At 73.0% G+C, this 11,833-nt stretch carries 8 protein-coding genes; 4 read left to right on the top strand and 4 right to left on the bottom strand.

Annotated features, from left to right (window positions below; genetic code table 11):
- Positions 1 to 26 precede the first annotated feature (26 nt).
- Positions 27 to 1,523: a PTS transporter subunit EIIC gene (locus tag ACFQ79_RS29500; RefSeq protein WP_383589164.1), complete on the top strand. Its 1,497-nt coding sequence runs from the start codon at positions 27 to 29 to the stop codon at positions 1,521 to 1,523.
- 99 nt (positions 1,524 to 1,622) lie between these two features.
- On the opposite strand, the gene ACFQ79_RS29495 is transcribed toward ACFQ79_RS29500, so the two are convergent.
- Positions 1,623 to 3,146: an alpha/beta hydrolase gene (locus tag ACFQ79_RS29495; protein ID WP_383589162.1), complete on the bottom strand. Its 1,524-nt coding sequence runs from the start codon at positions 3,144 to 3,146 to the stop codon at positions 1,623 to 1,625.
- Between the two features lie 233 nt (positions 3,147 to 3,379).
- Between ACFQ79_RS29495 and ACFQ79_RS29490 the strand changes: the two genes are divergently transcribed.
- Positions 3,380 to 4,339: an aldo/keto reductase gene (locus tag ACFQ79_RS29490; protein WP_383589160.1), complete on the top strand. Its 960-nt coding sequence runs from the start codon at positions 3,380 to 3,382 to the stop codon at positions 4,337 to 4,339.
- An 11-nt stretch (positions 4,340 to 4,350) separates the two neighbouring features.
- A complete protein-coding gene (locus ACFQ79_RS29485; protein WP_383589158.1) occupies positions 4,351 to 5,097 on the top strand; it encodes a transporter substrate-binding domain-containing protein in 747 nt (248 codons plus the stop codon).
- Between the two features lie 24 nt (positions 5,098 to 5,121).
- Here ACFQ79_RS29485 and ACFQ79_RS29480 read toward each other — a convergent pair whose 3' ends face one another.
- Positions 5,122 to 6,399, bottom strand: a complete 1,278-nt coding sequence (locus tag ACFQ79_RS29480; protein ID WP_383589157.1) for a lysine 2,3-aminomutase — start codon at positions 6,397 to 6,399, stop codon at positions 5,122 to 5,124.
- 461 nt (positions 6,400 to 6,860) lie between these two features.
- Entirely contained in the window at positions 6,861 to 10,082 is a 3,222-nt protein-coding gene (locus tag ACFQ79_RS29475) for an FG-GAP-like repeat-containing protein (RefSeq protein WP_383589155.1), read from the bottom strand.
- 381 nt (positions 10,083 to 10,463) lie between these two features.
- On the opposite strand from ACFQ79_RS29475, the gene ACFQ79_RS29470 reads away from it, so the two are divergent.
- Positions 10,464 to 11,207, top strand: a complete 744-nt coding sequence (locus ACFQ79_RS29470) for a class I SAM-dependent methyltransferase (RefSeq protein ID WP_383589153.1) — start codon at positions 10,464 to 10,466, stop codon at positions 11,205 to 11,207.
- A gap of 21 nt (positions 11,208 to 11,228) precedes the next feature.
- Here ACFQ79_RS29470 and ACFQ79_RS29465 read toward each other — a convergent pair whose 3' ends face one another.
- Entirely contained in the window at positions 11,229 to 11,699 is a 471-nt protein-coding gene (locus ACFQ79_RS29465) for an SRPBCC domain-containing protein (RefSeq protein ID WP_383589151.1), read from the bottom strand.
- Positions 11,700 to 11,833: the final 134 nt, after the last annotated feature.

Genomic DNA, 11,833 nt, shown 5'->3' with positions numbered 1-11,833 from the left:
CCCTCACAGCAAGGCACCACCGCACCATGAGCACAGACGACAAGAACCGCGCCATCGCCGCCGCGATCCTCCCCCTCGTCGGCGGCGCCGAGAATATCGGCTCCGTGGCCCACTGCATGACCCGCCTCCGGCTGGGTCTGCGCGACCGCTCGCTCGTCCAGGACGAGGCCCTCAAGGCACTGCCCGCCGTGATGGGCGTGGTGGAGGACGACACGTACCAGATCGTCCTCGGACCGGGCACCGTCGCCCGCGTGACCCCGGAGATCGAGGCCCTGGTGGCGGCGGCCCCGGAGCCGGCGCACTCGGCGGAGGACCTCGCGGCGCAGGGCGCGGCCCTGAAGGCGGCGCAGAAGGCGAAGAACGCCACCCCGTTCAAGCTCTTCCTCCGCCGGATCGCGAACATCTTCGTCCCGCTGATCCCCGCGCTCATCGGCTGCGGCATCATCGCCGGCCTCAACGGCCTGCTGATCAACCTCGGCTGGCTGCCCGGCGTCACCCCCGCGCTCGCCGCGATGGCGAGCGGCTTCATGGCCCTCATCGCGGTCTTCGTCGGCTACAACACGGCGAAGGAGTTCGGCGGTACGGCGATCCTCGGCGGCGCGGTCGCGGCGATCATCGTCTTCCCGGGCGTCGCCAAGATCGACGCCTTCGGCCAGACGCTCTCCCCCGGCCAGGGCGGTGTGCTCGGCGCGCTCGGCGCGGCGATCCTCGCGGTGTACGTGGAGAAGTGGTGCCGCCGCTGGGTGCCGGAGTCCCTCGACGTCCTGGTCACCCCGACCCTGACGGTCCTGATCTCGGGCCTGGTCACGATCTTCGGCCTGATGTTCGTGGCCGGTGAGATCTCCACGGCCATCGGCGAGTTCGCCAACTGGCTCCTCGCGCACGCGGGCGCCGGAGCGGGCTTCCTCCTCGGCGGCCTGTTCCTGCCGCTGGTGATGCTGGGCCTGCACCAGGCCCTCATCCCGATCCACACCACGCTCATCGAGCAGCAGGGCTACACGGTCCTCCTCCCCATCCTGGCGATGGCGGGCGCGGGCCAGGTCGGCGCGGCGATGGCCGTCTACCTGAAGCTCCCGCGCAACGGCTCGATCCGCCGCACGATCAAGTCCGCTCTCCCGGCCGGCTTCCTGGGCGTCGGCGAGCCCCTCATCTACGGCGTCTCCCTCCCCCTCGGCCGCCCCTTCGTCACGGCCTGCGTCGGCGGAGCGTTCGGCGGCGGCTTCGTCGGACTGTTCAGCATGCTGGGCGACACGGTCGGCTCGACGGCGATCGGCCCCTCGGGCTGGGCCCTCTTCCCGCTCCTCGACGGCAACAAGGGCCTGGGAGAGACGATCGCGATCTACGCGGGCGGCCTGATCGTCGGCTACCTGGCGGGCTTCATGGCGACGTACTTCTGGGGCTTCAGCAAGGAACTCCTGGCGGAGTTCAACGTGGACACGGAGGCGGAGCAGACGGAGGTGACGGTGGCGAAGGGCGGCCCGGCGCCGGAACGCGAGCCGGAGCCGGAGCCTGCGAAGGTCTGAGCGACGGCGGAAGGGAGCCCGGTCGGAAGGATTCCGACCGGGCTCCCGCGCGCGTACGTCGAACCGGGCTCCCGCACGTCGGTGGTGTGCGGGCGCGGCCTACCGGCAGAGAACGTCCGCGTCCGGCCGGACGCCCTCGGTCAGGAAGCGGGTCACGGCCCGGTCCCCACAGGCGTTCCCGTTCCCGAGGTAGACCCCGTGCCCGCCGTGGTCGACGGAGACGAGCCGGGCGCGGTCGCCGAGGGCGCGCCGCATCCCCATCCCCTTGGCGTACGGAGTGGAGGGATCGCGCAGGTTCTGGATCATGAGGATGTTGGACGGCCCGCGGTCGGTGATGCGGACGGGCTTCTCCGCCGCGCCGCCCTTCCAGAAGGAGCAGGGGGTGATGTTGGCCGGCATCCCCGCCGTCAGCGGGAACCGCTCGCGGCTCTCCGCCACGGCCCGCTCGTGCGCGGCCACGGACGCGGGCCAGTTCACGTCGTTGCAGATCACTCCCACGGTGATGGCCGCGGCGTCGTCCGGCATCGCGCCCGCCAGCTCACGCGGCAGCACCGGCTCGCCCTCCGGGTCGAGCGCCTCCGTCACCAGCTGCGCGAAGGACGGGAAGAAGCCGTCGGAGTAGAGCGCGAGCTGGAGCGACTGGAGCAGCATCGAGCCCGTGAGCGGAGGGCCCGGCTTCACGGGCTCGCCCGGCGCACCCGGCAGCACCGAGGCATGCGGCTCCCGGTCGAGCCGGCCCGCCAGATCCATGACGACCGCCCGGACGTCCTCGGGCCGCTCCGCGAGCCGCACCCCCTCGACCGCCCGGTCCGGGTGCGCCGCCCAGTCCGCGAAGTCCGGGAACCGGTCCTCGGCGCCCTGCGCCATGCCCTCGAGCCAGCCCCGGGCGACCCGCTTCGGGTCGGGGTCGTTGCTGCTGTCCAGTACCCAGCGATCGGTCCGCCCGGGGAACTTCTCGGCGTACGCGGCCGCCACGTACGTCCCGTACGACACGCCCCACGCCGAGAGCCTCCGCTCGCCGAGCGCCTTCCTCAACTGCTCCAGGTCCCGCACCTGGTTGGCGGTGGTCAGCCCGCGCAGCATGGCACCCCCGTTCCGGGCGCAGGCCTCGGCGACCCGCTTCGACCGGGCGACGTTCTCGTCGATGCCGCCGTCCGCACTCGGCCACGACCGCAGCGTCATCATCCACCGGTCGCCCTCGTCGAGCCCGCATCGCGCCTTGGCCGAGCCGCCGATCCCGCGCGGGTCGAACGCCACGAGGTCGTACGCCCCGTCCATCTCCTTCGCCAGAGCGGCACCCTTCTGCGCCAACCGCTGCACCCCGGAGCTGCCGGGCCCACCGGGAATCACCATGAGCGCCCCGCGCCGCGCCTCGTGCCGCGCGCTGGGCAGCCGGGAGACGGCGAGCTGGATCTGCTCCCCGTCGGGACGGGCGTAGTCGAGGGGTACGGAGAGCTTGGCGCACTGCTGCCCGGGAAGCGGCTTGACTGCGGGGTCGCACACCCCCCAGTCGAGCCCGGCGGCGGAGGCGGGGGCGACGCCGCCGGCGGCGAGGCCGAGCCCGGCGACGATGGCGACGGAGAGACCGAGGAGGGAAGCGCTGCGTCCATGATTCGCTGTCATGCCCACAGCCTGTCGAAGCCGGACCTCCCGTCCCATCCGGCAGGCACGCGGCCCGGGGGTAGGGCCAACCCCCGGAGGTACGAGGGGTGTTCGGGAGGTCGGGGCGGGACAGGACGCCGGAGGAGGACGGATCCCAGGAAGGATCCAAGGACGGATCCAGGACGGATCCAGGACGGATAAGCGGAATCCTTTATCCGATGGCGGTCCCCCACCCCCTGGGGAATCATCCCCGCATGACCACCACCACCCCCTCCACCACCCCCACCTCCACCACCCCTCCCACCGCCGCCTCCGCCGCCGGCGCCTGGATCCTCGGGGACCTCACCGTCAACCGCATCGGGTTCGGGGCCATGCGGCTGCCCCAGCGCGGTGAGGCACTCGTCGAGCACGCCGTGCCACGCGACCGCGACGAGGCGATCGCCGTGCTGCGCAAGGCCGTCGACCTCGGCGTGAACCACATCGACACCGCCGCCTTCTACTTCTCCCCGCTCCGCTCCGCCAACGAGCTGATCAGCAGCGCCCTCGGCGGGCCCTACCCCGACGACCTCGTCATCGCCACCAAGGTCGGCCCCTGCCGTGACGCCTCCGGCGCCTGGGGCCCGCACGCCCGTACCGCCGCCGGCCTGCGCGGCCAGGTCGAGGAGAACCTGCGCCAGCTCGGCCGCGACCACCTGGACGTCGTCAACCTCCGCATCGTCGGCACCGATTCGATCGCCGAGCGCTTCGGCGCCCTCGCCGAGCTCCGCGAAGCCGGCCTCATCCGCCATCTCGGCGTCTCCAACATCACCCCCGAGCAGCTCACCGAGGCGCAGGCGATCGCCCCCGTCGTCTGCGTGCAGAACATGTACGGGATCGGGGTCCGCCCCGAGTACGAGGACTTCGTACGCCGCTGCGGCGAGCAGGGCATCGCGTTCGTGCCCTTCTACGCGATCGCCGCCGCCGGCCGTCAGGGCGGAGCCACCGCCCCCGAGAGCCCCGAGGTCCTCGCCGTCGCCGAGGCCCACGGCGCGAGCCCCGCCCAGATCCGGATCGCCTGGACCCTCCACCAGGGCCCGCACCTCCTCGCCATCCCCGGCACCGGCGACCCCGACCACCTCGCCGCCAACGTCGACGCGGGCGCGATCCGGCTCACCGACGAGGACCTGGCCCTCCTCGGCGGACTGCACCGCGAGCCCGCCGACGACGCTTCCTAGACTCCACCTTCATGACGCACACGCCGAGCCCCGCCTCCGCCACCCCCGCCGGCCTCGCCGCCGACCTCGCCCCCACGGGCACCCTCCGCGCCTCCATCAACCTCGGGAACCCGGTGCTCGCCCAGGGCACCCCCGAGGCGCCGTCCGGGATCACCGTCGATCTGGCGCGGGAGATCGGGGCGCGGCTCGGGCTTCCCGTGGAGCTGCTCTGCTTCGACGCGGCGCGGAAGTCCTTCGACGCGATGGCCGACGGCCGGGCCGACCTCTGTTTCCTCGCCGTGGATCCGGCCCGGGAGACGGAGGTCGCGTTCACCGCCCCGTACGTCGTCATCGAGGGCGTGTACGCCGTCCCGCGCGACTCCGGACTGACCACCGTCGAGGACGTCGACGCGCCCGGCGTCCGGATCGGCGTCAAGCAGGGCTCCGCGTACGACCTGTTCCTCTCCCGCTCCCTCACCCACGCGACGGTCGTGCGCGGTGCGGAGGGCGTCGACACCTTCCGCGCCGAGGGTCTCGAGGTGGGCGCGGGCATCCGCCAGCCCATGACCTCGTACGCCCAGGAGCACCCCGAAGTCCGGCTGATCGAGGGCCGGTTCATGGAGATCCGGCAGGCGGTCGGCACGACGGTCGACCGCAGTCCCGAGACCGTCGCCTTCCTCCGCTCCACCGTCGAGGAGCTGAAGGCGAACGGCTTCGTCGCGGACTCGCTCCGGCGCGCCGGCCAGGACACGGGTCTGCTCGCCCCGCCCGCGGCCTGACGTCCCGGGAGCGGCCAAGCCCCTTCACCCCACCACGTCAGCCGCCGTCAACGGCTCCCCCGGGATCAGGATCCGGTCCCGGGGCCCGTACGGGGTCAGCTCGTCCCACCACCTCGCCGCCGGGTCGAAGCGGGCGTACGCCACGGCTCCGGCCAGAGCGGGATCGCGGGCCCGGAGCGCGCGGAGGGCGAAGGCCGGGCCCTGCCCGAGCCGGACGACGCCGTCCACGGCGAGCGCGCCCAGCTCCGTGGACATCACCGGGGCGCCGAGGACGGGCGCGAGCCCCCGCGCCCACCGCCGTAGCGCCTCCGCGTGGACGTCCAGGACCTCGGCGAGCGGCAGGCCGAAGCAGCGGCGCGCGCCCGCGCCGCGCTCGACGAGCATGCGGTACGGGACGAGGCCGAGCGCGGTCTGCTCCCGCCACATGCGCGCCCAGACCCCGGCGTCGTCGTTGACCTGCCGGAGGACGGGGGCCTGGGTGCGGATCGCCGCTCCCGTCGCGAGGACGCGGGCGACGGCCCGGCGGGTCGGTGCCGGGTCGAGCTCCCGGGGGTGGGTGAGGTGGAGGAGCAGCGAGAGGTGGCGGCCGGCCGCGACGACCCGTTCGAGGACGCGGAGCAGGTCGTCGGCGTCGGCGACGTCATCGGTCGTGGCGAGGAAGCGCTCCGGGGTGTGGACCACGGCCCTCGTCCGGATGCGGATCGTCCGTACCTGGGGAGTGGCCAGGAGCGGAGCGAGGTAGGCGTCGAGCTCGGCCGCCCTCAGGGCGAGCGGGTCCTCGCCGTCGAGGACGACGTCCGTGATCTCCGGGTGCCGGGCCAGGAGGGCCGTCATCGCCTCGGGCCCGCCCCGCGACCGTCCGAGCGCCGGGTCGCCTGCGGACAGGGGCCGGCGGAAGCAGGACGCGCAGTGGGCGGGGCAGCTGCGGCACCGGTCGGGCAGGACGAGCAGGGTGCCCGGGCAGGTGTACCGGACGGCCGCGGTGTCCCGGCCGGCCGGGTGCGGGTCGAGCCGCTCGCACAGGCCGTCGACGACGAGCCGTAGTCGGTCCCGGTCGCCGTCGCGCAGGGTCTGCTCGACGGCGGCGAAGTCCGCGGGGGCGAGCAGCTCGCGATGGGGCACGAGGAGCCGGAAGAGGGGGTCGTCGGGGGCGCGCGACCAGTCGATGAGCTCGTCGGCCGCGTGGGAGCCGACCCTGAACGGCAGCACGCGGCCGACGACGTCGGCGTCGTGCCCGAGGGCGGGCCGCCCGGTGCGGTCGGCGATGAGTCGGGCGAGGCGGTGACCGGTGAAGACGGTCACCCGTTCCCCACCACCGGCACGTCGTTCGTCTGCACGGTCGTCGCCTCCTCGAAGGCCTCACCGATGGCTGGTGCGGCGCACCCCGGACGATGATGGGGAGCGGAGGCCCCGGCCGCCAATGGCACTAGCCGTGGCCCGACATGGGGGCAAAGGAGGAGTCCGGCCAATCGCGCGCGACACGTACCGGACAGCACGGCACAACACATACATCCCCCATATCCCCATACGCCCTGGTTCACACCCGAGGGCTTTCGGCCTGGGGTAGGTCCGGGGCATCTGCCAGATTGGCGCCTTTCCTCCGCGCGCCCGGCTCGCCGCGCGAAAGCCCGACGGAAGCCCGACGGAAGCCCGACGGAAGCCCCCGGAAGCCCGGCGAAAGCCCGAGGGCCCGGCCGTGACGGCCGGGCCCTCGGGGCGGAAGGGTGGGAAGGGTAGGAAGGGTGGGAAGGGTGGGATGAGCGTCAGTACAGACCCTTGAAACCGTTCCAGCCGCCCGAACCGATCAGCACCCGCCCGCCGTACCCGCCGGTCCCGGTGCCGCTGTACCGCCACAGCTTCCCGGTGGTGTCGCGGGCGAGCAGGTCCGCGCGCCCGTCGCCCGAGAGGTCTCCGACGCCGACGAGCGCCGAGTAGGCGCCCCAGCCGCCGCCGACCTTCACCCGCGCGGTGACACCGCCGGCGGCGGTGCCGTAGTACCGCCAGAGCACACCCGCCGCGTCGACACCGAGCAGGTCACCGCGGCCGTCGCCGTTGAGATCACCGGCGCCGGCGATCCTCTTGTACAGCTTCCAGTCGGTGCCGATCCTCACACGCGTCGTGAGCCGGTGGTCGCTCGTACCGGCGTAGAAGTACATGTCCCCGGTGGCCGCCTGACGCGCCACCACATCTCCGTGGCCGTCGCCGTTCACATCTCCGGGAGAGGTCAGCACGTCGTACTGACCCCAGCCCGCGCCGATCGTCGTGTACGGCGAGGAGGCCGACACCACCTGTCCGCACCCCGGCCGGTACGCCCGGAGCTGGTCGCCGACCCGGGCGAGGACGTCCGCGCACCCGTCGGCGTTCACATCGCCGAGGGGAACGAACACCGTCGACGCGGCGAACTTCGACCCCGTGCCGGCGATCCGCGCCGAGAGCGCTCCGGTGCCCGTACCCCGGTACATCGACATCGCACCGGCGGGGTCCATCGCCAGCAGGTCGCCCACGCCGTCGTCGCCCATGTCGCGCCACACCGCGGCACCACCGGTCACCGACACCGTTCCCACGACCGACAGGTCCGCCTGGACACCGTCGGCCGCCTTCGCGGTGAGCGTCCACGTATACGCGCCGTTCGCGACGGGCCGTCCCGCCGCGTCCTTCCCGTCCCAGGCGGAGCCGATGATGCCGCGCGCCTCGCCCCCGCCCAAGGTCCGGACGACCTTGCCGGTCGCCTTGAGCCTGAGCGTCAACGTCCAGGAGGCGGCGGGCTTGGAGAGCCACCAGCGGGGCTTCCAGGCGGCCGTTCTCAGGTTGAAGGCGGCCGCGGCGTCGGTGTCGATGACGGCGATCCGGGACGTCGGCACGCCGGACGGGACGATCCGCACCCGGCGGTCGTCGCCGGTGTAGGCGACGTGTCCGCCGAAGCGGTCGACGGTCCAGCCGGACCGGCGCCCGACGCTCCCGCCGAGGTCGGCGGGGGTCGCCACGACGCGCTGCGGGACGTCGGCGGGGTCACCGCTCGTCGGGAGGAAGCCGTGCACGTCGTACAGGGTGAGACCCGAGGCGTCCGAGCGGGAGACGAAGTACCCGTCGCCGAGCAGCACGCCTTCGGTGCCGAGACGCAGCGTGCGCCCGTTGGCCTGGTCGTACAGGCCCGCACCCTTGAAGTCGCCCCAGTAGTTCTCGCACTTCCAGTACACCCAGCGGCCCACGGCCTGGAGCTCGCTGGGGACACAGCCCGCGTTGAAGGACCTCACGGTGGCGGCCGCCGCAGGAAGCGTCTTCGAGACCACGGTGGTCGACACGTTGTCACCCGTGTCGTTCCACCGGCCGACCGCGCTCCACAGCGTGCTGCCCCAGACGGCCGACGCGACCGGCTCGCGCTTCCGCAGCACGGCGCCGGAGTCGGTGCCGCGGAACTCGACGACCGCCTGGGTGCCGCCCCAGCCCTGGTTCACGACTCCGAAACGGCCGGAGAGGTCGACGAGCCGGGGGCTGCCGAGCCCCGACGAGAGGCGGGGGCCCCACTCGGCGGATCCGTTCCGGTAGAGCATGGTCAGGTCCTGCTCGGTGCCCGCCGTCCGGCCGTGGGAGCCGTCCCCGCTCGCGAACATGGAGACGCAGTAGGCGCCTTCGTTGTCGGTGCAGTCCGCGTCGTTGCCGCTGGTGAGTCCGTCGACCGTCGAGCGCAGCTCCTCCGGTCGGCCGGAGGTCTTCAGCCAGGTGCTCCGGTAGCCGCCGACGTAGGTGTGGGGGGCGTAGTAGTTCGAGTCGTCGGAGGTGGTGAGGATGCCGCTGCCGAGGGAGATCCCGGCGGGCTTGGCCTCCATGTCCTCGATGTCCGCGACGCGCCTGCGCGTGACGGTGCCGTCGGCGGCCTCGGTGACGAGGTGGTACCCCCAGTCGAGGGCTCCGTAGCTGGTGTTCTGCTCCGCTCCGGCCACCAGGAGCGAGCCGTCGGGGGTGCGGTGCACCGAGGGGGAGGCCACGGCGAGCAGGGACTTCCAGCTCCCCGTGATGCCGCGCTGGACGAGGTGGTTGCCCCGGTATCCGCCGTCGTTGCCGGGGCTGGGCGGGGTCACGGTGATGAAGGAGTCGCCGAGGGGCCGGACCACGTCGTCGTAGGAGGCGACGTCCCGCAGGTCGAGGGTGGCCGGCGCCGCGTCCAGGTCGTCGCGGCGGTACACCTGCGCCTCGCTGTTGGACGGAGCACCGTAGTGGAAGACGGAGTCCCGGTCGAAGGAGACGCTCTCGCCGTGGGTGGAGAGCGTCGTGAGCTTCCCGCTCGCCAGGTCGACGACCCACCAGCCCTGACTCATCGTGGAGTCGGCCCACTTGATGCCACGGACGGCGACCGACCGCGCGTCGCCCTCGCTGATCGAGAGGTTCCAGCCCTCGGGCAGCCCCTCCAGCCTCTGCTCCCGGATTCCGCCGGCCTCCGCGCGGAGCAGGTGCAGGCTCGTGACGGCGCGCTCGGTGCCGGTCCGGGTGATGACGGTGTCGCCGTAGGTCGCGACGTACGTCTGGCCCTCCGGTATCGGAACCTCGACCGTCGCCCCGCCGCCGGCCCGCTGCTGGAGCGTCACGTGCGGGGTCGGGCTCTCCGAGTGGATCGCCACGGTGTCGGAGCCGTGGCCGAAGTCCGCCGGGTACGCGGTGAAGCGGTACTCGTCGACGTCGTACGCGAGCGGCTTCGGCAGCCGGTGGTCGAGGACCGTGGCCCGGCCGGTGGCGTAGTCGATCCAGCGCAGCCGGTCGTCGCCCTCCCGCGCCGTCAGGAAGCCGGTCTCCCCCGCGTTGAGAACGAGGGTGGCACGGGGCACGAAGCGTGCTCCCGGGCTGACGACGACGGCCTCGCCGGACGCGCCGGGCGTGTCGGCCGTCGCCCCCACGGTGGTGCCGACGCCGGCCGTCACCGCGAGGCTGACGGTGAGTGCGATGCGGCCGAGCACACGACGGCGCGGCCGTCGATCCAACGGGCTGATCACGTAGAAGTCCCTCCCCAGGGCATACGGCGCGGGGAAGGGGTCTCATGATCTCGCCGCTCGTCCCCCGCGCAAGCAGGCCGACAGTAGCAGAGGCGGGTGACCACCGAACCAGGTTTTCGAACCCGTTCAATCCAGCCGGGGGCACACCGGTGAACGAGGCTGGAATCCCGTACGAAAACCTGCCTGGGCGACGCCCCGGAAGGCCCCTTCCCGAGGCTGTGCGGGCAGGAGGCGCCCGCCGAGAAGAGCACGGCCCCCGCGGGGTCGCACGGCGGCCCCCAAGGCGCCCAGCACCCGCAGAGCACCTCCGCACACCACCCCTGACCTGGGCTTTCACCCCTCCACCCCCTACCCTGGAGATCGACTCGGAGGGGGATCACGATGGACCCGGACAACCGTGGAATCCGCACGATCGACGACGTCCTGACCTTGCTCGACGGGCTCTTCGCGCCCGCCGCCGACCGGTGGACGGAGGGGGGCGCCGACTGGTGGGACGGCTTCTACTCCGACCGGGACAAGCCCGTGCCGTTCTTCGTCGCCAAGCCCGACGAGAACCTCGTCTCGTACGTCGAGCGGGGGCTGCTCCCGGCCGGAGGCGGCCGCGCGCTCGACCTCGGGTGCGGGCCCGGGCGGAACAGTCTGTACCTCGCGTCGCTCGGGTACCGGGTGGACGCCGTCGACCTCTCCGCCACCGCGATCCGCTGGGCGGAGGAACGCGCCGCGGAGGCCGGAGCGGAAGGCGTCCGCTTCGTGTGCGGCGACGCGTTCACCGCTCCGCTGGACGGCCCGTACGACCTCGTCTACGACTCCGGCTGCTTCCACCACCTGCCACCGCACCGCCGCATCAGCCACCTCGCGCTCCTGGACCGCGTCCTCGCCCCCGGCGGGCACTTCGCCCTCACCGCGTTCGCCGCCGGAGAGGGCGGCATGGGCTCCGAACTGCCCGACGCCGACTTCTACCGGAAGGGCGGACTCGACGGCGGACTCGCCTATACGGACGCCTCGTTGCGCGGCATCTTCGCCGACCTCACCGATGTCGAGGTCCGTCGCATGCGCGACGAGAGCGCCGGCTCCCCCGCCTTCGGGGAGGCCTTCCTCTGGACGGCGCTCTTCCGACGCCCGTGACCGGGCGGGGAGGGCCGGCCCTCACATCGACTTCAGGTGCTCCGCGAGCCGGTCGTACTGCTCCCGTACCCCCGCCTCCATGCCCGCAGCCAGCGACTGGTCCCTGATCTCGTTCGACGGCCAGAAGGACGTGCTGGTCAGGGCCGTGCCACCGTCCGGAGTCGCGTCGAACGTGAGCGTGACGCGGACCGGCTCCCCGTCCGGCATCTGCTCGAAGACCTCCGTGTAGTCGAGCCGCTCGACCGGGACGACGTCCTCGTACCTGCCGGAGAAGACGATCTGCTGACCGTCCGGGGCGGTCTGGCCCCAGCGCCACGCGCCGCCCACCCGCAGATCGATGTCGACGACCGTCGTGCTCAGCCCGGACGCCCCGTACCACTCCCGTACGTGCTCGGGGGCCGTCCACGCCTCCCAGACCCGGGCCGGCGGGGCGTCGAAGGTGCGGGTGATGACCAGCTCGCGGTCGGCCGGGGTCGTCAGGAGGGTGACCATGGTCCGTTCCCTTCACGAAGGGGCACTTCCAGGATCTCCCCACCGCCCCCGCCCAGCACTTCCGGCGCTTCCGGCGCTTCCGGCGCCACGGATCCGCCGGCCGGTCGGCCGGCCCACCCGCCGCCCCCCCGAAA

It is taken from the genome of Streptomyces sp. NPDC056480 (assembly GCF_042795405.1).
Lineage (GTDB): Bacteria > Actinomycetota > Actinomycetes > Streptomycetales > Streptomycetaceae > Streptomyces.
This window is presented reverse-complemented; position numbering and strand designations above follow the sequence as displayed.

Excerpts from the sequence above, each read along its gene's own strand:
- ACFQ79_RS29465 (WP_383589151.1), bottom strand. The coding sequence starts at position 11,699 with ATGGTCACCCTCCTGACGACCCCGGCCGACCGCGAGCTGGTCATCACC.
- ACFQ79_RS29495 (WP_383589162.1), bottom strand. The coding sequence starts at position 3,146 with ATGACAGCGAATCATGGACGCAGCGCTTCCCTCCTCGGTCTCTCCGTC.
- ACFQ79_RS29485 (WP_383589158.1), top strand. The coding sequence starts at position 4,351 with ATGACGCACACGCCGAGCCCCGCCTCCGCCACCCCCGCCGGCCTCGCC.
- ACFQ79_RS29470 (WP_383589153.1), top strand. The coding sequence starts at position 10,464 with ATGGACCCGGACAACCGTGGAATCCGCACGATCGACGACGTCCTGACC.
- ACFQ79_RS29500 (WP_383589164.1), top strand. The coding sequence starts at position 27 with ATGAGCACAGACGACAAGAACCGCGCCATCGCCGCCGCGATCCTCCCC.
- ACFQ79_RS29490 (WP_383589160.1), top strand. The coding sequence starts at position 3,380 with ATGACCACCACCACCCCCTCCACCACCCCCACCTCCACCACCCCTCCC.